The sequence below is a fragment of the Paenibacillus sp. cl130 genome, assembly GCF_900116035.1.
Classification (GTDB): Bacteria; Bacillota; Bacilli; order Paenibacillales; family Paenibacillaceae; genus Paenibacillus; species Paenibacillus polymyxa_B.
This window is the reverse complement of record NZ_FOYG01000005.1, coordinates 434136-456945: the sequence shown is the minus strand read 5'-3', so window position 1 is coordinate 456945 and position 22810 is coordinate 434136. Positions and strand designations below refer to the sequence as shown.

The following is a 22810-nucleotide window of genomic DNA, read 5'->3' as shown; positions in this document are numbered from 1 at the left end:
CATTATAAAATATATTAGTATCAAAACATGACACCATTAGAGCATGACATGAAAAAGAAGTGAAAGTTTAATTTCATACTTGATTTAAGCTATTTATAGCTTGAATCTAATAAAACCATATAAAAAAAGGAGACATTACCATTGAATAATATCTCCTTTTTTCAGCTTCATATTCCGTTTTGCAACAATAAATGACTTCATATCTCCGCCGCATGAGGCAATGCTGTTCGCCTTTAGCTAACCCCCGTCGATTGAGGTTGCCGTACAGTAAACTTTCCCGAGCAAAGGTTCGACCTGGCACCCGTAAAAAAGACTCCAACCGCATAGCGATATTTCGCCGATACGGAGGAGTCCTGATGTTGTATTGGTAAATCTTAAAGGATTGATGGTTACGGCGCGGGAGTCTCCGCGTTTATTCCCACTCAATCGTTGCTGGTGGTTTGGAGGTGATATCATACACGATGCGATTCACGTTATCCACTTCGTTTACGATACGTACCGAAATTTTCTCCAGCACATCCCAAGGGATACGTGCCCAGTCGGCAGTCATACCGTCGATAGAGGTTACTGCACGAATACCAACAGTGTAAGAATACGTACGAGCATCGCCCATAACGCCAACACTCTTCATATTCGGCAAAGCGGTGAAGTATTGCCAGATTTCCCGGTCCAGACCGGCTTTAGCAATCTCCTCGCGCAAAATGTAATCCGACTCACGAACAATGGTTAGCTTGTCCTCTGTCACTTCACCCAGCACGCGAATGGCAAGACCCGGACCTGGGAACGGCTGACGCCATACAATCTCAGGTGGCAGTCCGCATTCTTCGCCGACTTTACGCACTTCGTCCTTGAACAGGGCATTCAACGGCTCAATCAGCTTGAACTTCATGTTCTCCGGCAAACCACCCACATTATGATGGGATTTAATGGTCTGTGCCGTTGCTGTTCCGCTCTCTACAATATCCGTATACAGCGTACCCTGTGCCAGGAAAGTAAAATCGTCGAATTGAGAAGATTCTTCCTCGAACACATAGATAAACTCGTTACCGATGATTTTACGTTTTTGTTCCGGATCATCAACTCCTGCCAGCTTGGACAAGAAGCGCTCACGTGCGTCAATTTTGACAACTTTCATATCAAATTTACCAACGAACGTCTCCATTACACTTTCGGCTTCACCTTTGCGCAGCAATCCATGGTCAATGAACATACACGTCAGTTGGTCACCGATCGCTTTGTGAATGAGCATCGCTACAACGGAAGAATCCACGCCACCGCTTAAGGCACACAATACTTTCTTGTCGCCAACCTGTTGACGAATCTCACGAATTTGATCTTCAATGAACGATTCCATGGTCCAGTTGCCTTCACAACCACACACTTCATAAAGGAAGTTGCTGATCATCTCGTTACCTTGAACGGAATGACGTACCTCTGGATGGAATTGCACCGCATACAGATTCCGCTCCAGGTTACTCATCGCGGCAATCGGCGCACTCTCTGTTCCTGCATCTAGTGTAAATCCGGTTGGCAGATCTGTAACGTGATCCCCATGGCTCATCCATACGGTTTGACGAGAATCCAATCCTTTAGCCAAGCGGGCATCCTGATTGAATTGCACGTCTGCTTTGCCATACTCACGCTTGCCCGCACGTTCTACCTTACCATCCAGTTGGTGAGCCATCAGTTGCATGCCATAGCAAATACCAAAGATAGGAATGTCAAGATCATAAATTGCCCGATCCACCTGAGGAGCATTGTCTGTATATACGCTGGAAGGTCCGCCTGAGAAAACAATCCCTTTTGGCGCCAGCTCTCTCAGCTTCTCCGCAGGCGTATTGTATGGAAGGAGCTCGCTATATACACCGAGATCCCGAATTCTTCTTGCGATTAACTGGTTGTATTGTCCTCCAAAATCGAGAACTACAACGATTTCATTAGGCTTATTCATTACCGTGCCTCCCTCAATTGTTCGTTTCATTATACGCAACGATAAAACAAGACGTCAAGAAATCAACCGGAGTTGAGTGGGCATGAAAAGATTGTTAAAATGAATTGATTCTAAAATACTCAATCTGTTCGTAGGAGTGTAAACGATGGATGTGCTGAAGTGGATCGCGCAATTGTTCGAAGAATACGGCTACGGCGTCCTTTTTTTCGGCTTGCTGCTTGAGTTTATTGCTTTACCTTTTCCCGGGGAAACCACAATGGCTTATGCGGGATATCTTTCCTATGCCGGCACCCTGGATTTCAGTAAACTGGTGCTGCTAGCTTTCTTGGGCACAACCATCGGTATGACTATTACCTACTTTATCGGAAAGTGGGCTGGACTCCCCTTTATTCAGAAATATGGTAAATGGGTTTTGTTATCGCAGGACAAGCTTCAGAAAACACAAAAATGGTTTCAACGATATGGATACTGGCTTATTTTCCTTGGATATTTCATCCCCGGTGTCAGGCATTTTACCGGTTATTTTGCCGGGATTATTGCTCTTTCTTTCCGTAAATTTGTCTTGTATGCTTACAGCGGCGCTTTATTCTGGGTCATCCTCTTTCTAAGCATCGGCAAGCTGTTTGGTCCCCAATGGGATGCCATTTTCCATTTGGTAGAGCTGTATGCACTGCGAATTGCGGGAGTCGTTGGGTTTATGATCCTGCTGTATATTATTTACCGGTGGAGAAACTTGCTGTTTAGTTGGCTACGCAAATCCGAAAAATCAGTGAAAACCAGCAACAAGGATGACACGGAGTAGTCAAACTCCTGCTGCCTTACGACTACGGGTCCTTGCATAATACATCGAAATCACGATAGATATCACAACAAACCCCGCGCCTCCACCCAAGCCCAACATACGCGGCTCCATCATTTCAATCGCCACCCCTGCTCCAAACATAGACAGTCCGATGATACCTTGACTCCACGCCGTCAGCATGCCCAGCATGACCACAATGGACCCTGTAAATACAATGGGGTCTCCCGCATTAATAATGTATCCAGACAAATGCCCCCCTACCCCGCTAGCAACCAGACCCGCGCCCAAAGCGGCTTAAAACACTCCAATTCCGGCATCGTCCAGCCTGAAATCCTGCACTGCATATAATTAGTTGTTTATCTAATTTATAAAAATCACTCTATAAACCGTCAAGGCATAAATTCATATATTCAGAGCATACTAAGCCAACAAACTCCAATATCGGAGGATTTTACGTATGCCAAATCAGAATAAAAGTTGTCCAGTTACTCATGTGTCCTCTAACTTGAGGGATAATGTAAACCATAAAGCTCCTTTGGAAACAGCGGAGATTTAATCATTAAAGAGCTATTATGGGTGCAAAAATGGCCAGCGGCTTTGTTTTATATCAATGGTCTGATTAACACTCAATTACTCCATGATTCCGTTCTGCGTTCATTAATGCGGGAAAACGAACATCATGTACCAGAGGGCGCGGAACCATTCGACTATTTAAAGGATCAAGCATTGATTGCTGGTAACTCAGGTAGTTTGGAGGAAATGGATATTACTGGTATTTACTGTACTATCGGGAATAGAGGCTTTTAGTCGCGTTAGTGAGATGCTGTTATCTGTATATGTATTCATTTTCTGTGGTAACGGCTTGTTCATTCCGCTTATATTATGGGGTATTTACCTTTGCCAGCAAAAGTGGAAGCATCGGCAAAACACATCTGGAAATTAACAAAAACCTTTTGAAACCAATGCGCCTGAAAGCACGATCCGGTTTCAAAAGGTTTTCTTTTGTTCTTCACTTACGCCATATCCTGAATGTATGCCAGCGCAGCATCAATATGTCCTTTCACTCTTAAACCACGCCATTCATGAATTAGGATACCATTTTCATCAATAAGGAACGTAGACCGAACTATGCCCATGTACTGCTTGCCGTACATCTGTTTTTGCTGCCATACACCATACGTCTCAGCCACCTGATGCTCTTCATCAGATAACAACTGAAAAGGGAGTCCGTACTTTGCAATAAACTTGTCATGCTGTTTGAGTGGATCAGGGCTTATCCCCAGAATCACCGTGTTCAAGTCTTCAAACTCCGTATGTTTATCCCGAAAATCACAAGCCTGAGTCGAGCAACTAGAGGTCAAATCCTTGGGATAGAAATACAGCAATACCCTACTGCCTCGATAATCAGACAGCTTGACACACTTTCCCTCACTCCCAGGCAATTCAAAATCCGGTGCCGGTTGTCCAATAACGGTAGATGTCGTGGACATCTCATCATCTCCTATCTTGTGGGAGTTCTTATGTGATCCGCCCTATGAGCCTGCCCCTCTGTAACGGCGAACTCCCCAGTTCCATGCCAGTAAACCCAAAGTCAGAAAGACAATTCCCATCACAGGAGTTAACAGGGCCATATGGCGCATATCCTCTCGGTGAAGGAACAGGGAGGCTGGATATACACCAACAAAAGCAAAAGGCAGTATCCAAGTTAGCACAACCTGAATAGCACGGTTATAGATCGTCACTGGATAACGTCCGTAGCCCTGAATATTGTACATGAGCGGGATAATTCCTGTCGGCGCATCCGAAAAAAACGAAAGGGATGTCAATATGGTGTATATGCCCGTATAGATCGCCACGGCACTTAGGCTCAAAATGATCAGCGCTGGTACGAACCACCACTCCATAGCCAAATCCATCTGTGCCCCGCTGATCCCCATAATAATCAGGCCGATCACTGAGCCCACCAGCGCAGGCGGATCCACATTTTCAAGGAAAATCTGGAACAGATTATACGCGGGACGAGTCATTACCCGGTCGAGTTCACCTTTCACAATGTAACGCTCGCTAAAGTTCCAAAGATTTACAAAACAACTGAATAGTCCGTATGGAACCATGAAAAATCCATAAACGAACACGACTTCATTTTCACTCCAGCCGCCCAAACTGTCTGTATGCATAAAAATAACCAGGATAAAAATAAGATTTGTGGCCTGAAACAGCAGGTCTGAAATCACTTCTACCCAGAAGTCGGCCCGATAGGTGAGCCGTGACTTCATGTAATTTTTTAAATATTCGCTAATGAGACCCAAATAGTACATCATCGGCTTACCCTCCCTGCACGAACAGACGTCTGCGCGCCAGTCGCCAAATGATGATCATCGGCACGAGCAGAACGACCAGCCAAATGATTTGGATACCCAGTACATTCCAGATGCCAACGCCTTTTACACGTCCCGTAAATACAGAGCCCGGCAAATAGGTAATCGCCTGAAACGGCATCCATTGGGCGATCGTCGCCAGCCAGCCTGGAAACAAACTGATTGGCAAAATCAACCCAGAAAACAGATCTACAACTACGCGCTTCATACGCATCATGCCCTCATTATTTTCGATAAAAAAGGCCGTTAACCCCGTAATAATATTGATCTGAGTGTTGATCAGAAAGCTGAAAAACAGCATGACCAGAAAACCAACCCAGGCTACCGGGTCACTGGGGAGCGTCACCGGAAACAGCAGCATAGCAATCGCCATGCCCGGAATCATAAACAACAGAAAACGGAACATTCCCTCACCAAGTCCCTGCATAAATTTAACAAGTACATAGTTATAAGGTCGGATCATCTGAATTGCGATGCTTCCATCACGTATATCCGTCGAGATCTCTCGATCCAGATTGTTAAAATAAAAGGCTCTCGCCATCCACGATACTGCTACATACGTCGTCATCTGAGCAGCGGTAAAGCCTCCAATGCTACCCGCATCGCCATATATCGCTTTGTATGTGAAATAATACACGCCAATATTCATGCAATAAATAAGGATTCCTGAATAATAGTTCACACGATACGCAAGCATCGTGAGAAATCGGATACGAATAAAATCGGTGTATACGCTAAGCATGAACTTTGGCCTCCACTATCGGATTGCCCTGGCGTTCAGCCGAGCCAGACTGATAGATACTGCGGACGATATCATCCGTGTTGGTTTCAATGATTTTAATATCCGTAATGTCCGTGCGACCGACTACGCAAGCGAGCACATCCGATACATTAATATGAAGAGGAATCCATACTTTGGCAGCTAAATCATTATCCATCGTCCATGCCAGTGGCATATCAGCAGTCCATGCCTGTAATTGCTCCAATTGGGTCGATGTGCCGAACTGGAACCGTACTTCTCGACCTGTCCCCCAACGCGCCTTCAGATCCTCCAGACCACCATCATAAATGATATTTCCATCATCCAGCATAATGACGCGCGAGCACAGCGCTTCAATATCCTGCAAATCATGGGTCGTCAGCAAAATAGTCGTACCGTGATCCCGGTTCATGTCCTTCAGAAACTCGCGGATTTCGGATTTCACCATAATATCAAGCCCAATGGTCGGCTCGTCCAGAAAAACAATAGACGGATTGTGCAGCAAGGCAGCTACCAGCTCACAGCGCATTCGTTGCCCGAGACTAAGCTTGCGTACCGGGCGGCTTAGCAGATCCTGCAATTGCAGCCTCTCTACCAGCTCATCCAGCCTACGTTTGAAGTCCGTGGCCGGAACCTGATATACTTTCCGCAGTAGTTGAAAAGACTCGATCACACCGATGTCCCACCAAAGCTGACTGCGCTGACCGAAAACAACGCCAATGTTGCCTACAAATTTCTCGCGTTCCTCATAGGGGACATAACCGCCCACCTTGAGATGTCCCGATGTCGGCACGAGAATGCCTGTCAGCATCTTAATCGTGGTGGACTTTCCGGCGCCGTTCTCACCGATATAACCGCATATTTCTCCTTGCGGAATACGGAAAGATATATCTTTGACCGCGGCTACCTCGTTGTATTCGCGAGCGAATAAATCAAGGAAGGCACCCTTTAAGCCCTCGCGATTTTTTTGAACCTTAAATGTTTTGCGCAGATCCTGCACATCAATTGCCAGCATGTTATACCTCTCAATCAGGATTTGTAAAATCCATAGTTAAATTGATTGTGCTCCAAAAAGAAATTATAATGTAATGAACTGAAAAGCGAAAGGGAGAGCATCCATGACAAGCAGAACCAAAAGGACGATTTGGTCGGTTCTAGCCGTGGTAATCGTCGCGATTGTCGGCTTTGCCGTGTACTATTTTACATCCATTTATAATCAGCTGGATAATCTGCATAAAGAGGGCGCTAACTCCCCCTTCAAAAATGTAAAACAGGTCGATCAGGTTCGTACGCCAGAACCGCCCAAGTGGGAAGGTACCGATATGGTTAACATTTTACTGATGGGTGTCGATGGGCGCGGTATCCAGAAAGGGGAAGTCCCCCGATCAGACAGCATGATGGTTGTATCACTGGACCCCGTTAAGAAAAAAATCCACCTGTTCTCTATTTTGCGTGATACGTACGTGGATATTCCCGGCTATGGAAAAAATCGAATTAACACTGCCATTACTCACGGACCCAACACGGCCATGAAGACGGCTGGCGATCTGTTAGGCATCCCGGTGCAATATTATGTGTACACGGATTTCCAGGGCTTTATCAAACTGGTGGATGCCGTAGGCGGGATTGATTTTGAAGTGGAAAAGGATATGCATTATACAAGTAATGCGGATAAACATCAGTACGATATTGATTTGAAAAAGGGCATGCAGCATCTAGATGGCAACACGGCACTTCAATATGTGCGGTTCCGCCACGATGCAATGTCCGACTTCTCCCGATCAGGACGGCAACGCGCATTTTTGGAGGCAATAGCCCAGAAAATGCAGACCACGACTTCCATCGCTAACTTGCCAAATATTTTAGAGCAGGTTAACCCGTTCATTGACACGAATCTCAGTGTTAACGATATGTGGAAGCTGGCAAATGTGGGGTACCAAAGCAACTTTGCAGGCAGCGAACAGGTTCCACCGATGAAGATGCTCGGAGAAGAGAATGTGGGCGGCGCGGCAGTTCTTACTGTCCGCGATCCGGAAGAACTGAAAACGTATGTGCAGGATATATTTAATAATCCACCCGCACAAACACAGGAACAAAATAAGGATCAGAATGAAACGAAACAGCCAGACAGTGCATCGTCTACCAAGAAGGATAAAGCTTCTTTTACAGGGGGCAGTAAAACCAGTAATGAGGATGCTTCCACACAATCAACAACAAAGACAGGACAAAAAGAGCTATAATGATGTATGCAGGGGCAGCCGTGAACGCTGCCCTTTGGCGTGTGTATACCCTATTTTAATGAACGGAAAGGAAGTTTTTGATGATGAAACGGGAAAACTCCGAAGCACTATATAAAGAAGCCCTGGAGCATATTGTCGGGGGCGTTAACAGCCCTTCACGCTCCTTTAAAGCTGTGGGCGGCGGCGCTCCAGTATTCATGAAACGCGCTAAAGGTGCTCATTTCTGGGATGAGGATGATAATCGGTATATCGACTATTTGGCGGCTTATGGCCCTATTATTACTGGACATGCCCATCCCCATATTACTAAGGCTATCAGCGAAGCGGCCGCGAACGGCGTATTGTACGGAACCTCAACGGTATTGGAAATCAAACTGGCCAAGATGCTGAAGGAAGCAATTCCTTCTATGGACAAGGTCCGGTTTGTGAATTCTGGCACAGAAGCGGTTATGACAACGATTCGTGTTGCACGGGCCTATACGAAACGGAACAAGATCATCAAATTTGCCGGCTGCTACCACGGTCACTCGGATCTGGTACTTGTTGCCGCAGGCTCCGGCCCTTCCACGCTAGGCATACCTGACAGTGCAGGCATTACGACCAACATTGCGAGCGAGGTTATTACCGTACCATTCAATGATCTCGACGCGTTACGCCAAGCCTTGGAGCGTTGGAGCGACGATGTGGCGGCAGTCATGGTCGAGCCCATTGTCGGTAATTTTGGCATGGTCATGCCGCAACCCGGTTATTTGGAAGGGTTGTGCTCCATGGCGCGTGCGAACGGCTCACTCGTCATTTATGACGAGGTCATTACCGCATTCCGATTCCACTTCGGTTCCACCCAAACGTATGCAGGTTTGGACAACCATGATGCGATTCAGCCAGATTTGACCGCGCTGGGCAAAATCATGGGCGGTGGTCTGCCGATTGGTGCCTACGGCGGCAGCAAGCACATCATGGAGCAGGTTGCCCCACTCGGCCCAGCTTATCAGGCGGGTACGATGGCGGGCAACCCGGCGTCCATCTCGTCAGGCATCGCCTGCCTTGAAGTCCTTCAAGGGGAAGGCGTGTATGAAGAGATGGAACGTCTGGCTGTGAGGCTGACGGACGGTATCCAGTCCTCTGCCGAACGCTACGGCGTGCCATTGACGATCAACCGAATTCGTGGAGCGTTCTCGACGCATTTCTGTGATCATCCGATCACGAATTACGCGCAGGCGCAGGATACGGATAGCGAAGCGTTTGCATCCTTCTTCCGTCACATGCTGGATCGCGGTATTCATCTGGCACCATCCAAGTACGAAGCCTGGTTTCTCACAACAGCGCATACGGATGAAGACGTGGATACTACGCTGGAAGCGGCGGACGATTCGTTCCGGGCGATGTCACAAGGTAAGTAAACTAAACAGTAAGTTGATAAAATATGAATAGGATAAGAGCTGGAAGTAGTCTTAGGGATGGGTATCCGACCTCTGGGACTTCGTTCCGGCTTTTTTTCATTTCACAACTGTACCCGTACAGTTGCAGATTTTATGGATTGTATCAAGTTATGCCATCCGGGTATATTGAGAGAACCACAGGTTAAGGTCATTATTACGGAGGTTTATTATGAACAGTCGTTCCAGAAATGGAGCCGCCTATCTGGCAGCTCTCAGCTATGCAGCTATACTTGGATTTTCATTTTTATTTGTAAAATTGACAGTCACAGAGGCGAGCCCGCTGGATGTGATCGCCCACCGCTTTGCGCTGTCTTTTATCGCTTTGACCATTCCCGTGTTGCTCGGTTGGATCAAGATCAACATCAAGATGCGTGACATTCTGCGCATTTTACCACTGGCGCTGCTCTCGCCATTAGTGTATTTTCCACTGCAAGCCTTCGGGCTGATGAGCACTTCTTCATCGGAAGGTGGAATTATCCAAGCAACCGTTCCCATCTTTACGCTGCTGTTAGCTTCCTATTTTATTAAAGAGCGTACAACGGTAGTTCAGAAGATTTCCTTACTGCTCTCTGTCTTTGGCGTGGTTTTTATATTTGTGATGAAAAGTGGGGCACCGTTAGCATCCAGTAGCTATGGTGGTATTCTTCTGCTCGTGCTCTCTGCGATATGCCTATCCGGCTATAACGTACTGGCACGTCCATTAACACAAAAGTACAACCCAATGGAATTGACCTACGTTACCTCTATTTTGGGATGTATCGTTTTTAACGTGGTGGCACTGGGATATCATGCCATAGACGGCTCCATGAGCGCCTATACCGCTCCACTGGTGAAGCCTGGTTATTGGATGGCACTGATTTATCTGGGCATTCTGTCTACCCTCGTCACCTCGCTGTTATCGAGCTTTGCCTTGAAGTGGATCGAAGCCTCCAAAATGAGTGTGATCGGCAATTTATCCACCCTCATTTCCATGATTGCCGGTGCTTACATTTTGAAGGAGCAGCTCGCCTACTATCACATTATTGGGGCTGTGATGATCATTATCGGCGTGTTGGGTACCAATTTCGGAGGACGAAAAAACTTCACGCCAATCAAAACAACTTCGGCAAAATCACAAAAAACGGGCTAAAAATAGACACTCATTTGCCTGCAAAAAAAGAAATCTCCAGGCTGCGCAATTCCAGCCGAGAGATTTCTTTTTTCATTTCTTAGTCTTCGTCGCATTAGATAGGGTACGCCATGACACTCATTAACGCCAATTCCGGCTGTGTCGTGTCCAATCTGCTATATTGTACGATTATGGGCACATCGCTAGTGACCGTAATTGCGTAAGGAATACCTACCGGAATCTGCTCGCCGGATTTCTCCAACGAGGCTGTTCGGATATGACGGGTTCGTCTTCCTTCCACCACCTCGATCAATCCCTCCAATGGCTCGCGGTCTTCAAAATAGATGTCCATACTCAGATTTGCCACACGGCTCCCACAATTCAGCACGCATATACTCTCATGACTGAGCAGCTCACCCCGGCTTTCCGGTGGAATATACCCATCGGGGATGACCCAGAATAGGCTGCCTCGCGGCTGATTAGCTACTTTTTCATGAGAAAGCTCCTGAGAAAGTTCAGTATCTCCCATGCTATCGGCCTCCTTTGACCTATGAATACTTTCGTTTCCCTATGTCCCTTCTTCTAGCCATACGGATTCTCCTTGGTACGCAACAGTTGAGCCAGAAAAGCAAGCGCCAATCCCTGACCCCATCCCTGAATGCGTTTGTATGGAACGTTTCGATAACCGTCAATATCGTTCATCACAGCAGTTCCCGCGGATACACCCGTTACTGTGCCGTCGTCCTTAATGCGGGAAAGAATACCTTCGATCGCCTTTTGGGTGTATTTGTTAAACAATCTTCCTTGCATAAGCAAGGCGGTCGCAATTCCTGCCGAGCCCGAGGTTTCCAGATAAGAGGTATCATCGTTCAGCACCGTATGCCACAGCCCTTCTGGGGATTGCAGCCGCACCAGTGCATTGAGCTGGTCACGCAGCGAGCCGTCGATGATCATATAAGATGGATGCTGCACCTCCACAAGTTTCAGCGCTTTTGCCATCGTGAGGGCTGCCCATGAATTGCCGCGCGCCCAATATATTCCTGACATCCGGCTTTGATTCGCATGATCCCATCCGTGATAATACAGATTCGTATCCGGGTCCTGCAAAAATTCTTCATGCCCGTGATATTGACGAACCCCATCCTCCCAATACTCCTTCTTGCCTAACAGATGACCGATGCGCAGCAAATAATAACCGGCCATAAACATCGTATCCACCCATGCTTGCTGCGGAAATACATCATAAAGTGAATTCACCGTATGCTGGAAAATACCGTCGGCAAACCGCTCCGCTTTTTTGGCCAAAAATTCCGCCATCTCGATGGCAATATCAAGGTATTTTTGCTCACCTGTGGCCTGATAAAGCGTCAACAAACAGTGCCCGACAGAAACGCCGTTCACCGAGAGAGATGGAAGCCCATCCTCGATATTTTCGTCAACCCATTCTTTCAGCTTGGTCAGATACTTTTCGTTCCCTGTCGCTTCATACGCTTCGCATACTCCGTAAAAGGCTACTCCGCCCGGCCAATCCCAGCTGTAGTGCATTTGAAAGGTGCGTTCTACTACCCGGTCGATCACCTGCTTAACTTGTTCTTCATCAAAAATCAATGCAGGCATTTCCACGTCTCCCCCTTTGGTATGTTTCACGTGAGTTACCTCCTTGACGCCCGTACATGAAAAGGTCGTCCTTCAACGTAAATACATGCGTAGCGGTTGCAAATCCAGTTCCTTCACAGCATCCACCACCATGTCTGCAATACGAACCGCGCCATTCTCATGAAAATGCGTGTTATCCTCTAAGCCGCCGGAAAAGTTCATGTATTCACCAGGCAGCAACCACATAAAAAGCTCTTTACTCTCTTCGGGACCCAGCTGCTCATATAACTCCTGCGTGCGGGCAGACAAATCAATCAGCGGTACATTCGCTTCTTCCGCCAGCTCACGAACCGCTGTTACATAGTCACCATGTGTGTCAGATAGCGTACCATCCTCGTTAAAATAGCGACGATGTACGGGCGTGACCAGTACCGGGGTTGCCCCATGGCTTCTTGCGCCGTCGATATAGAGGCGAAGATGCTCCTTGTAGGTTGTAAAAGGCTCTGTAGCCCGCTCCGGATCAGGCTTCTGATCATTATGACCGAACTGGATGAACAGGAAATCTCCTGCCTTTATTTCGCCCAAAATGACACCCAGCCGTCCTTCGTCCATGAAGCTTTTGGAGCTTCGCCCCGATACGGCATGATTATCCACGCAGACATCATGCTTGAACAAGGCGGGCAAAGCCTGACCCCAGCCTGTATACGGATAGCCGGATGCGTCCTGATCCGTAACCGTGGAATCTCCGGCTAGGAATAGCCGGAGGGTCTGTGGCGCTGGTGCAATCTCCAGCGCATTGAGCCTTGGCGCGGTGCCTGATACGGTGAGGCGCAGTTTGCCACCCCAGACAGGCACCGCAAACAGTGCTTCGGTGAACTGCCCTGGCAGCGTGTGCACTGGGGGAAGCATGTGCTTGCCTTCACCAGCCTTGAGTCGCGTGAGCGTTTCCGCCTGCGAATCGCCGACCAGTATAGTGACAAGATACAGCCCGTCTGGCACATCTACAACAAATGCAGCGTTTAGTGGAATACAAAAGCTGCTTCGCAGCCGCGTGCGTGCATCCTTGGCTGCACTCTGCCTTTTCCGACCGTACACATGCTCCGTAGTCTCAAAGCCATAGCCCTGTTCAGTTGTATATAAGCAATCCGGAGACACTCCCTTGTAGCCATCCGCAGGCTCCCCCGGACCAAAATCAAACTTCCACAATTTACTCACCTCTCAGCCATCGCCCTCAAATCCCGTCCATTCAATCGTACAATCCCGGATGCCTTCCATTTCCACACGTAAGCTTCATATCCTCACGCTATGGATTTTGGATCTTACCCCTTCAAACCACTCGTACTCATTCCTTCTACAATTTGTTTCTGGAATGCGAAGAATACAGCGATAACTGGAAGCAGGCTTAGGATAGACATCGCGAACATTCCTCCCCAGTTGGAAGCCGACTCGCTGTCGAGGAACATCTTGAGTGCAATAGATACGGTATATTTCTCTGGCGAATTCAGATACAGTACCGGACCAAGCAAATCCTCCCACTTCCAGTAGAAAGAGAAGATTGCCGCTGTAGCCAACGACGATTTAAGTAAGGGTAAAATAATTCTGAAATACAGCCGGAACTTGCCGCATCCGTCAATCGTCGCCGCCTCATCCAACTCTGCTGGAATCGTCCGTATAAACTGCACCATCAGAAAGATGAAGAACGGCATCCCGAAGAAGGAGGGTACCACTAACGGTAAAATCGTATTGATCCAACCGAGCTTGGTGAAAATAATATATTGCGGTACCAGTACCACATCCCCTGGTAGCATAAGCGTCACCATCATCAAAGCAAACCACAAGTTACGCCCTTTGAATTTCAAGCGTGCGAAGCCAAATGCGATCAACGAGGAGGAAAGCACAGCTCCAATCGTTGAAATCACCACGATCGTGAGCGAGTTCAGAATGTACGTGCCAAAGTTGTAGCCAGTCGTCCCTTTCCAACCTGTTACATAGTTTTGCCAGATCCATTCTGTAGGGAAAAGCGAGGATGCCGTGACGAATATCGTCCGACTTTCTTTAAACGAGCTGAACAGCATCCAAAAAACGGGATACAGCATCAGGAGCGCCAGTGCAGCAACCAGTATGTGATAAATTGGCCATTTGACCGTTTTCCATGCCATCAGTATCAGCGCCCCTTTTCCGTTTCATAAAATACCCAGTATCTGGAGGTTATAAATAAAATCGCTGTCAGTATCCCAATCATAATGAGCATGACCCAAGCCATGGCTGCCGCATATCCCATGTTGCTGAACATAAACGCCTGCCGGAACAGATACAGTGAATGCAGCATCGTTCCATCCATCGGGCCTCCTTCGCCCTTAGAAATAACATAAGCCGGGACGAAGGTCATAAAGGCGCTGATCGTCTGCATAATCAGATTAAATAGAATAATGGGGCTAAGCAACGGCAGCGTAATACTGAAAAATTTTCGTACTGGCTTAGCGCCATCTACACTGGACGCCTCGTACAATTCAACAGGAATGTTCTTCAAACCTGCCAGAAAAATTAGCATGGAGGAGCCAAATTGCCATACGGACAGGGTGATCAGCATCGTAAGCGAAGCATCCGGATCACCAAACCATTTCACCGGGGTCGCCCCTAGAGTCGAAAGCAGGCTGTTCACTATGCCGTTATTACTGAAAATGTTCCGCCACATAATCGATACCGCAACGCTACCTCCGATAATGGATGGCAGATAGTACATCGTCCGATAGGTGCCGACCATGCGCGATTTGGTATTCAAAATCATAGCCACAAACAGCGCGAAAATCAGTCGCAACGGTACACCGACCAATACATACGTAAACGTGACCCTGATCGAATTCCAGTATTTCGGGTCGCCTGTGAACATCTTTTCGAAGTTACCCAGACCAATCCATTTGGGCGGGGTGAACAGGTTGTAGGTGGTAAAGGACAGATACAGCGAAATAAACATTGGAATTAACGTAAACGCCAGAAAGCCCACAATAAAAGGGCTGATAAACGCATATCCGGTCATATTGGCTTTCAAGCTCTGATGATTTCGCAAGCTCATCAAGCCTCCCTTCTGTTGCATTTAAAGAATTAGTAAAACTTTATGATGTCAATAATTCGTTGTTATGAGAATAATATCGTGATGTCTGCAAAGGGTGCTTATGCAGTTGCTTCGTCGAATCAACCGTGCGCAATCATGTTTTGGACTACGCACGGTTAACTTAACGAAATGTTCCTTCGATCCTATCGATTCTTATGCTAAAACGTTGTCAGATATCCTAAAGGTCTCATTACGCTTATTATTGCTTGTTATTCGCAAGGATGGTATTCGCATCAGCCCGGAATTTGGTCGCTGCGTCTTCAGCCGTCATCTGTCCGAAATTGACCTGCTCAATATAATCGGTCAGAGTCGCAATCACTTCCGGCGATCCGACTGGTGGCGGCGGGCTCATTGGAGAAGCCTTCGGCTCCATGGAAGCTACAAATTCAAACACCTGCTTCGTAGGCTCGCTCAACTCTGGTGCAACAGCTTCCTTGATTTTGGCGGAAATCGGCACGCCCCGTTCGCCTTTAATCAATTTATTCGCTTCTACATCGTTCATCCAGAAATCAATAAACTTTGCGGCCTCATCCTTCACCTGTGAACGGGAAGCAACCGTCCAGTACATCGTAGGCTGCATATATACGCCTTTTTCCATATTCGGCCCAAACATCGGAGCCAGTGCCATTGGGCGGTTAACGACCTGCTGTAAGCCCACATACTGATTGGACCACTGCCAAATACCGATGCCTGTTCCTTTTACGATATCGGATTCCTCAAGAATCCCCTTGGTCTGGTTCATGATTTCAGGAGGCGGGGTCGCTCCCTTCTTAATCAGATCAGCCAATCCGCTGAAGAAGTCAACAAACAGCTTATCGTCGTCATACCCCAATCCTGTTCCTTCCGCATTGTAGAGAGTCTTTCCTTGAGTACGCAAATAGTAGTGGAAGAAAATATCGGCAGCCATCGAGCTGTCAAAGTATACTTTATTGGAACCAGCCTTTAAAGCCATTTCTTTGTATTGATCCCATGTCCAGTTGTCAGGAATTTTGTCTATACCCGCTTTTTTGAGCAACGCCGGGTCATACTGGAAACCCAGAACATTAACACCGGTTGGGATACCATATTGCTTTCCAGCAATTACGCCGGTTTTGAGTACATTTTCGGTCACATCAGCGACCTGAATTTTTTGATTCAAGTAAGGCGCGAGATCCTCCAGCTGACCATTTTTCGCATATTGGCTAATGTACGAAATGTCCATTTGCACGATATCCGGCAACTGATTAGCCGCAGCCTGCGGAGCGAGTTTTTTCCAATAGTCATCGAAAGAGGCATATTCCACATCAATCGTTACATTTGGATTTTTCTGCTTATACAAATCAACGACCTTTTGCGTGTATTCATGACGCGTATCCGATCCCCACCAAGCGATACGTAACTTTACTTTCCCGTCTGCACTTGTGCCCGAATTGCCGCCGCCCGCTCCGCTACATGCCGTCGTCAAAACGAGCAGCATAGCTATGATCAGAAACCATCCCTTTTTGCCCACCTATCTCTCCCCTTTTCGCTGTTCTAGAAAGGAGCCAAATTACGAGTGACAACGCACTTTCACAATTTTGATAGCGTTTACATTAGCTCCTGTTGTTATTTTCCCAAAAGCCGAGAAACATTGGAATACACAAATCAGGTTTCCTGGGTTTAAAAAACAGTGGGACTCCATACGCTCATCCCCGTTCATGTGATTTAATGTACTCGGAAGGCGTCATACCCGCCCACTTTTTGAACACCTGGCTAAAATATTGTGCGTTCCCACCGAAGCCGAACCATTCCGCCAGCTCAAACACCTTCACGTCTCCTGTCTCCCGAATATGCTCAGCCGCACGTTCGATCCGATAACGATTGACGTAGTGTGAGAAGTTTTCCCCCGTCACCTTTTTGAATATCTTCCCTAAGTAGTCGGAATTCATATACAGCATTTGACCTGCCACTCCGTTCAGCGACAGATCCGATTTTCTGTAGTTTTGCTCAATAATAGTGATCATTTTATCAACGGTGGAAGATTGGCGATACACATTACTTTTATAATAGATTGCGGTCATTCGTTCGGCAGCTTCTTGTACAAAAGATTTGAGACATGCCAGCGTTTTTTGCTCTGCCAGCACCACCATTCGGCTCGTAAACGCCGCACGCTCTTCTTCGGGGCATATACGGATCATAGCGGCATAGAGCTGAAGCACATAGGAGCGGGTCACGGAAATTTCCAGCTTCATACGGGACAGAATACCGAACAACCGATCCACTTCCTGTGCAACCTCCACCGTATTTCCAGCCTTGATCAGCAGACCGAACTTCTCCTCGTCCAGCTCCAAATCTGCCATCTCCCGGGTATCCTCAGCCGCTAAATCCTCCTTCGTAATCAGACTGCCTTCCCCGGTGTAAAACCGGTGATTCATACAATGCAGTGTCTCCCGATACATCCCCCGTGAATGCTGCATACTATCCGACTCACTAACTGCGACCGTTACCTCCAGCTTGTAAAAGCGATGAAATGTCGCACGTACCGCTTCAATCTGTTTCATAAACCGTGACGTGTCATCCTCACTTTCCAGCACGATGAGCAATTGCCCCTGCATGGTCGTACTGAGCAAGACATCATCCATCAAATCTGCCGCTATATTTTGCAATGCAAACAAATGCTCCGGCTCATGGGATTCCTCCACCCGCAGCAGTAGCATTCGAACCTGCTTATCTTGCAATTCAAGTCCGAATAACCGCTCATAAAATGCGATATCGCGGCTACCGTAAGTTTTATAGGAAATAAACTCCTTCAAAAAGTGTTCCTTCACATGAGGCAGCATACGCTGAAAATCTAGCTTCATCCGGTTTACAAACTGCTTGCGTTCTTCCTGCTCCTCCCGCTCCTGCCCCAACTCGGTCAGAGCCTCATGAATTTGCCGCTCATTGCATGGCTTCAACAAGTAGTGCTTCACCCCGTATTGCATGGCCCGACAGGCATAGTCGAAATCTTTGTAACCAGACAACAGAATGAAACGAACGTCTGGAAAGTGCTCCGTCGTTTTGGCAACCAGTCCGATACCGTCTAGTCCAGGCATAGAGATGTCGCTAATCACAAAGTCAGGCGGGCTGGCCTGAATCTGATCATAAGCCTCAATCCCGTTACGTGCCGTACCCACCAATCTCGTTCCCGCTTTACCCCAATCAACCACCTGCGATATGCCTTCCAAAATCATACGCTCATCATCAACCAGTAGCACCTTGTACACGACCCTGATCCCCTTTCACATATGGAATACAGACATGAATCGACGTTCCTGTTCCTGACTCGCTATGCAGCTCTATCCCCCAAGGTGTACCAAATGTCAGGTTAATCCGTTCTTGAATATTCGTAAGTCCAATGCCCTGCCCACGAGTCGTGACCTGCCCGCTCCGCAGTTTTTCCAAGAAATCCGGCGTCATTCCCGGTCCGTCATCTTCAACTCGCAGAAATAGAGCCCCCTCGCTTTCTCTCGCAATAATAGCAATCCGACAGGGTTCAATTCGCGGCTCCAACGCATAATGGATGGCATTCTCCACCAAAGGCTGAAGCGTTAGCTTCGGAATTTGCGCATCCATCAGTTCTTCCGGGACATCCAGATGGAAAACGAGACGTTCATCAAAACGTGTTGTTTGGATCGTTACATAGCTCCTTACAATATCCAGTTCTTTTCGAAGCGGAATCAGCTGCTCTTCAAAACTGACCGCACTACGCAATAGAAAAGCAAGTGCTTCCACCATCTCTGAAATCCGATCCTGCTTATTGGCCTTGGCGAGCCAGTTCACGGATTCCAGCGTGTTGTATAAAAAATGTGGATTAATCTGTGCTTGTAGTGCCTTTAGCTCTGTTTCCCTCAGTAATAGCTGCTTGGCAACATTTTCATTAATGAGCTCACGAATGCGGCGAATCATTTTCTTATATGTCCGATGTAGCAAGCCTACCTCGTCCTGTGTGGAAAGGGGGACCGCGCCAAGTGCTTCTTCTTCCAAACGGTCGAGATCGCCTTTTTCTATTTTACGCATGTTCTGGATTAGTTGAACGATCGGTTTGGTAATGCTGCCTGACAACCTAGCTCCCAGTGCCAATGCAATAAGAAGCATAATGACAAAAATAGCGCTTACAACTTCTTTAATGATCGTAATGCTGCGAAACATATCATCGAAGGGGGTCATATGCAAATACGTCCAACCCGTATAAGAGGATTTGATTTGAGCAGCGAAAAAGGTTCCTCCTGAGTAGGTCGCAATCCCGTAAGGCTGCTTCCGACCAAGCTCGGCCTGAATATCACTCTCACTCAATAGTGGTGTTTCGGGATAAATCATCCGCCTTCCATCTGTAATCATCAGTTGTCCGTCACGGCCGGAGGTTTGCACGCGGTCCGCTACAATCCGGTCAATTCGCACACGAATCGCAAGCGTTCCGAGCCCATTCAGCGTAAAATTGGAATCGGTAAAGGATTTGAACTGCCGAGCTGCCAGCAAGGAGGAATGGCCTGCCGCATACCATGCATTGGAACCGTCATGTTCGTCTGCCAGCTCCGACAGGGTGGATCGAAGTTCTTGGGGAATACCTTCGCGGTTGCCCGCACTCATGACCTGTCCCTCTTTATCGATCACTATCATAGAATAGACATAGGTCTCAGAGCCGGCAAAGGCGACGAGCCTATTCGTTATTTTTTTACGCAGCACCATTTTGGCATAAGGTGACGTTTCCTTTTCCAATTGCAGCAAATAACGTTGAAGCTGCTCGTCCGTTGTTACCTTGAAAGTAACTTTTTCCACATCCTTCAACTCATTTTCTATACCGATTGAAGAAATATTGAGTACTTCGGATGTTTTTTTGTACATTTGATTATCATAAATATGAAATACGTACTTAAGTATGACTGCAACTACTGCAAAATTAACCAGCATAAGCACCGTAATCAGTAGTACCATTTTATGATGGATTCCAGCATTTTTGTAAGCGCTTTTAAAGTAGGTAATCAGTGAATGTCGCCTCCTTTATAACATACAAAATACCCCATGCCTTGGTCATTCGGCAAGAGGTATTTGTATTTGCTTAGCGTTGATCGGATGGTTTCGATTTGTCCGCCTTGCTCATATATTCGTCGTATCGGTCATCAAGTTCACGTGCCATACTCCGGTATTTACGCGTCTCCTCAACAATGGGATCGATATGAGTCTGAACCCGCACCTCATATTTAGGGCTGAGCCGTTCCCGCTTTTTGGCCTCATTCTCACGAATTTCGCCTTCCGTCAGCAGTTCACTGAGCTGGCGTTCCAATTCTTCGGATTGGCTCATCGCGATTTCCTCCTTCAGGATGATGGTCTACGTAGAATTATAACCCGGTTGCGTCTGCTTCTTTCAGCACTTGAATAAGTTGAGAATGAATAGCTGTATTCGTAGCTGCAATATGCCGTACACTCAGGTCATAAGGTCTGCCCAATGTATCGGTGATGGTACCGCCTGATTCCTGTACCAGCAAAGCGCCCGCTGCTACATCCCACGCATTCAAACCAATTTCGCAATAAGCCGACAGCCGTCCTGACGCTACATAAGCCAGATGCAATGCTGCCGATCCCAGCGCCCGAATGCCACGTACTTGAGGTGTAAGAACCTGCGTAATTTTCATATTTAGCGGTTGTGCATACGTACGGTCCGGTGGGAAGCCGATGCAGACCAGACTATCTCCCAGTGTTTCTTCTCTCGATGCTTGCATGCGATTGCCATGTACATACGCGCCTTTTCCTTTTTCCGCTACAAACATTTCATCACGGGACGGATCATAAATGACCCCGACAATCACCTCTCCACGATGGGCCAAGGCAATAGACACACTGTAATACGGCAGACTGTGTACAAAATTGGTAGTGCCATCTACCGGATCAATAATCCATAAATATTCCTCTTCACGGGCAGCCTCTAATGCGCGGGCCGAAGCTTCTGCTCCCGGCTCTACACTCTCTTCACCCAAAATAGCATGATCGGGAAAATGGGTCAGAATCAGTCTGCGAATCATCTGCTCTGCACCTTTATCTACCTCGGTCACTAGATCCGTAGGAGACTGTTTGGTATTCAAATGTTCAACAGTTCCCAGTCTGCTCTTAATCCATTCCCCGGCTTTGGATGCCGCGTTAATAGCCACGGCAGTATAGCTTTTTCCTGATACGATATAGGGAACCTTTTCGTTTTCATGTTCGTTCAACGTGTTCACTCTACTTTCTATATCATTGTTACGTGGTTTATGAAGCTGCCCTACAGCACAGTCTCTTAACCATCTCTGTTTCATTACAAGTTTGCTAGTTTACACATTCTAGTATACACAATAAACTGCATAAAGTTTCTCTAAATGGGAGCTTTATCCGCGAAATGCTACTTTCTAAGGCATAATTTCTACGGAAGCTCCATCCAGCACTTTTACCCCATTGTCTTCCTGAAGGCGCAGTTCATTCATCAATCCGAATAACGCTTCATCCTTAAGCTTGGCTTCAAGCATGACATCAATTCGATCCGTATATCCGGCAATATTGCGCAAAAAGGTAAGCAACGGCTCCACTAGAACACCCTCCGCATGGCCCCGGGGATCTTTTTCACTTTTGGGACTGGACGCATGAATTTTGGGCGGCAATGGATAATCAGCAGAAGATCCGGCTTGGGCCAATTCCCCTTTCCAAGTATCCAAAATACCCGGCCATAGCTCCCACGGCTTTTCCCCCTCATTATTCACCCATTGATGATGAATATCGAGAACCATCGGCAACCCCGTCAATTTGCAAGCCTCCAGCGTTTCCACCGCATTGAACGTTTTATCATCATTTTCCAGCGTTAACCGTTCTCTTAACGAAAGATCCAGCGCACTAACCTGCTCTACAAAACGCTGACCTGAGGTCACCTTATCTCCGTATGCACCACCAATATGAATGTTGTTCTTGGCTTCGGCACCGAGCCCCATGGCCTCCAGCATCGCTTTGTGGTACTTCAGATCATTAATGGAGCTCTCCAACACCTCAGGACGGGGAGTGCTTAACACTGTAAAATGGTCAGGGTGAAACGATACCCTCATCCTATTCGCCTTGACATAGTTCCCTACCTCTGCAAAATCAGCAGCAAGCGCCTGAAAAGGGTCCCAATCCCGCAGATCCTGATGGGTCGCGAGCGGAATCAGCTTAGATGAGAAACGATAGACCTGGATATCACTCGCGCGATTATGGCGCAACAGCCTCAAAGTATTATGGAGATTTTCGGCTGCTATCCGTTCTAGCTTGCGGATCGCAGCTTCTCGGTCTCCAATCTTGTTAAAGCTGCTCATTGTCATGGTTTTAGAGGGGGATGCATTTTGCACGGTAACCGACATGGCTACATAACCGAACCTTACGATCATAGGGTGTCTTCCTTTCAGCAGTCGCAGTAGATGGTAAGGCCGCTT

The 22810-nt window shown here is 47.3% G+C and carries 22 protein-coding genes; 5 read left to right on the top strand and 17 right to left on the bottom strand.

Features of this window, described 5'->3' with window-relative positions; translation table 11 throughout:
- Positions 1 to 412 precede the first annotated feature (412 nt).
- On the bottom strand, positions 413 to 1951 hold the full coding sequence (gene guaA / locus BM358_RS16710) for a glutamine-hydrolyzing GMP synthase (RefSeq protein WP_028540991.1): 1539 nt from the start codon (positions 1949 to 1951) through the stop codon (positions 413 to 415).
- 145 nt (positions 1952 to 2096) lie between these two features.
- Here guaA and BM358_RS16705 point away from each other — a divergent pair, with 145 nt between their 5' ends.
- On the top strand, positions 2097 to 2753 hold the full coding sequence (locus tag BM358_RS16705; RefSeq protein WP_028540992.1) for a DedA family protein: 657 nt from the start codon (positions 2097 to 2099) through the stop codon (positions 2751 to 2753).
- Here the strand turns inward: BM358_RS16705 and BM358_RS16700 are convergent, their stop codons facing one another.
- Positions 2754 to 3002, bottom strand: a complete 249-nt coding sequence (locus BM358_RS16700; protein WP_028540993.1) for a hypothetical protein — start codon at positions 3000 to 3002, stop codon at positions 2754 to 2756. It lies immediately after the preceding gene.
- Positions 3003 to 3329: 327 nt separating this feature from the next.
- Here BM358_RS16700 and BM358_RS26925 point away from each other — a divergent pair, with 327 nt between their 5' ends.
- Positions 3330 to 3560 carry a hypothetical protein gene (locus BM358_RS26925; RefSeq protein WP_028540994.1) on the top strand — a complete coding sequence of 77 codons (231 nt, stop codon included), beginning with the start codon at positions 3330 to 3332 and terminating at the stop codon, positions 3558 to 3560.
- Positions 3561 to 3766: 206 nt separating this feature from the next.
- Here the strand turns inward: BM358_RS26925 and bcp are convergent, their stop codons facing one another.
- From bcp to BM358_RS16675, 4 genes are read right to left on the bottom strand one after another with little or no spacing between them, the layout of a single operon-like run.
- Positions 3767 to 4243 carry a thioredoxin-dependent thiol peroxidase gene (bcp, locus tag BM358_RS16690; protein WP_028540995.1) on the bottom strand — a complete coding sequence of 159 codons (477 nt, stop codon included), beginning with the start codon at positions 4241 to 4243 and terminating at the stop codon, positions 3767 to 3769.
- A 42-nt stretch (positions 4244 to 4285) separates the two neighbouring features.
- Positions 4286 to 5074: an ABC transporter permease gene (locus BM358_RS16685; protein ID WP_028540996.1), complete on the bottom strand. Its 789-nt coding sequence runs from the start codon at positions 5072 to 5074 to the stop codon at positions 4286 to 4288.
- Positions 5075 to 5078: 4 nt separating this feature from the next.
- Positions 5079 to 5873, bottom strand: a complete 795-nt coding sequence (locus tag BM358_RS16680) for an ABC transporter permease (protein WP_023987024.1) — start codon at positions 5871 to 5873, stop codon at positions 5079 to 5081.
- Entirely contained in the window at positions 5866 to 6906 is a 1041-nt protein-coding gene (locus BM358_RS16675) for an ABC transporter ATP-binding protein (RefSeq protein WP_028540997.1), read from the bottom strand. Before BM358_RS16675 ends, BM358_RS16680 begins: the two co-directional genes overlap by 8 nt.
- 103 nt (positions 6907 to 7009) lie before the next feature.
- Between BM358_RS16675 and BM358_RS16670 the strand changes: the two genes are divergently transcribed.
- From BM358_RS16670 to BM358_RS16660, 3 genes are all read left to right on the top strand, one after another.
- On the top strand, positions 7010 to 8131 hold the full coding sequence (locus tag BM358_RS16670) for an LCP family protein (RefSeq protein ID WP_023987022.1): 1122 nt from the start codon (positions 7010 to 7012) through the stop codon (positions 8129 to 8131).
- A gap of 83 nt (positions 8132 to 8214) precedes the next feature.
- Positions 8215 to 9531 (top strand): glutamate-1-semialdehyde 2,1-aminomutase, encoded by a 1317-nt coding sequence (locus BM358_RS16665; protein WP_023987021.1) that lies wholly within the window; start codon positions 8215 to 8217, stop codon positions 9529 to 9531.
- A gap of 208 nt (positions 9532 to 9739) precedes the next feature.
- On the top strand, positions 9740 to 10699 hold the full coding sequence (locus BM358_RS16660) for a DMT family transporter (protein ID WP_028540998.1): 960 nt from the start codon (positions 9740 to 9742) through the stop codon (positions 10697 to 10699).
- A gap of 94 nt (positions 10700 to 10793) precedes the next feature.
- On the opposite strand, the gene BM358_RS16655 is transcribed toward BM358_RS16660, so the two are convergent.
- The 11 genes from BM358_RS16655 to uvsE all read right to left on the bottom strand — a co-directional run bounded on the left by BM358_RS16655 (position 10794) and on the right by uvsE (position 22765).
- Positions 10794 to 11207, bottom strand: a complete 414-nt coding sequence (locus BM358_RS16655; protein WP_028540999.1) for a sensory rhodopsin transducer — start codon at positions 11205 to 11207, stop codon at positions 10794 to 10796.
- 53 nt (positions 11208 to 11260) lie between these two features.
- A complete protein-coding gene (locus BM358_RS16650; protein ID WP_028541000.1) occupies positions 11261 to 12295 on the bottom strand; it encodes a glycoside hydrolase family 88/105 protein in 1035 nt (344 codons plus the stop codon).
- Between the two features lie 72 nt (positions 12296 to 12367).
- Positions 12368 to 13480: a rhamnogalacturonan acetylesterase gene (locus BM358_RS16645; RefSeq protein WP_028541001.1), complete on the bottom strand. Its 1113-nt coding sequence runs from the start codon at positions 13478 to 13480 to the stop codon at positions 12368 to 12370.
- Between the two features lie 113 nt (positions 13481 to 13593).
- The gene (locus BM358_RS16640) at positions 13594 to 14433 is read right to left on the bottom strand and encodes a carbohydrate ABC transporter permease (protein WP_023987016.1); all 840 of its coding nucleotides are present in this window, start codon (positions 14431 to 14433) and stop codon (positions 13594 to 13596) included.
- A 5-nt stretch (positions 14434 to 14438) separates the two neighbouring features.
- Complete coding sequence (locus BM358_RS16635) at positions 14439 to 15347, bottom strand: carbohydrate ABC transporter permease (protein ID WP_023987015.1); 909 nt, start codon at positions 15345 to 15347, stop codon at positions 14439 to 14441.
- Positions 15348 to 15585: 238 nt separating this feature from the next.
- Positions 15586 to 16875, bottom strand: coding sequence for an ABC transporter substrate-binding protein (locus tag BM358_RS16630; protein WP_028541002.1), 1290 nt, complete (start codon positions 16873 to 16875; stop codon positions 15586 to 15588).
- 175 nt (positions 16876 to 17050) lie between these two features.
- On the bottom strand, positions 17051 to 18610 hold the full coding sequence (locus BM358_RS16625) for a response regulator transcription factor (RefSeq protein WP_023987013.1): 1560 nt from the start codon (positions 18608 to 18610) through the stop codon (positions 17051 to 17053).
- A complete protein-coding gene (locus tag BM358_RS16620) occupies positions 18588 to 20318 on the bottom strand; it encodes a sensor histidine kinase (protein ID WP_023987012.1) in 1731 nt (576 codons plus the stop codon). Before BM358_RS16620 ends, BM358_RS16625 begins: the two co-directional genes overlap by 23 nt.
- Before the next feature lie 124 nt (positions 20319 to 20442).
- Positions 20443 to 20685: a hypothetical protein gene (locus BM358_RS16615; protein ID WP_023987011.1), complete on the bottom strand. Its 243-nt coding sequence runs from the start codon at positions 20683 to 20685 to the stop codon at positions 20443 to 20445.
- Between the two features lie 37 nt (positions 20686 to 20722).
- Positions 20723 to 21589: an inositol monophosphatase family protein gene (locus tag BM358_RS16610; protein ID WP_023987010.1), complete on the bottom strand. Its 867-nt coding sequence runs from the start codon at positions 21587 to 21589 to the stop codon at positions 20723 to 20725.
- A gap of 174 nt (positions 21590 to 21763) precedes the next feature.
- Positions 21764 to 22765, bottom strand: coding sequence for a UV DNA damage repair endonuclease UvsE (uvsE, locus tag BM358_RS16605; RefSeq protein WP_028541004.1), 1002 nt, complete (start codon positions 22763 to 22765; stop codon positions 21764 to 21766).
- Positions 22766 to 22810: the final 45 nt, after the last annotated feature.

Coding starts and splice junctions, on each gene's coding strand:
- BM358_RS16680 (WP_023987024.1), bottom strand. CDS start 5,873: ATGCTTAGCGTATACACCGATTTTATTCGTATCCGATTTCTCACGATG.
- guaA (WP_028540991.1), bottom strand. CDS start 1,951: ATGAATAAGCCTAATGAAATCGTTGTAGTTCTCGATTTTGGAGGACAA.
- BM358_RS16660 (WP_028540998.1), top strand. CDS start 9,740: ATGAACAGTCGTTCCAGAAATGGAGCCGCCTATCTGGCAGCTCTCAGC.
- uvsE (WP_028541004.1), bottom strand. CDS start 22,765: ATGATCGTAAGGTTCGGTTATGTAGCCATGTCGGTTACCGTGCAAAAT.
- BM358_RS16620 (WP_023987012.1), bottom strand. CDS start 20,318: ATGGTACTACTGATTACGGTGCTTATGCTGGTTAATTTTGCAGTAGTT.
- BM358_RS16705 (WP_028540992.1), top strand. CDS start 2,097: ATGGATGTGCTGAAGTGGATCGCGCAATTGTTCGAAGAATACGGCTAC.
- BM358_RS16685 (WP_028540996.1), bottom strand. CDS start 5,074: ATGATGTACTATTTGGGTCTCATTAGCGAATATTTAAAAAATTACATG.
- BM358_RS16615 (WP_023987011.1), bottom strand. CDS start 20,685: ATGAGCCAATCCGAAGAATTGGAACGCCAGCTCAGTGAACTGCTGACG.
- BM358_RS16650 (WP_028541000.1), bottom strand. CDS start 12,295: ATGCCTGCATTGATTTTTGATGAAGAACAAGTTAAGCAGGTGATCGAC.
- BM358_RS16655 (WP_028540999.1), bottom strand. CDS start 11,207: ATGGGAGATACTGAACTTTCTCAGGAGCTTTCTCATGAAAAAGTAGCT.
- bcp (WP_028540995.1), bottom strand. CDS start 4,243: ATGTCCACGACATCTACCGTTATTGGACAACCGGCACCGGATTTTGAA.
- BM358_RS16675 (WP_028540997.1), bottom strand. CDS start 6,906: ATGCTGGCAATTGATGTGCAGGATCTGCGCAAAACATTTAAGGTTCAA.
- BM358_RS16640 (WP_023987016.1), bottom strand. CDS start 14,433: ATGGCATGGAAAACGGTCAAATGGCCAATTTATCACATACTGGTTGCT.
- BM358_RS16635 (WP_023987015.1), bottom strand. CDS start 15,347: ATGAGCTTGCGAAATCATCAGAGCTTGAAAGCCAATATGACCGGATAT.
- BM358_RS16665 (WP_023987021.1), top strand. CDS start 8,215: ATGAAACGGGAAAACTCCGAAGCACTATATAAAGAAGCCCTGGAGCAT.
- BM358_RS16670 (WP_023987022.1), top strand. CDS start 7,010: ATGACAAGCAGAACCAAAAGGACGATTTGGTCGGTTCTAGCCGTGGTA.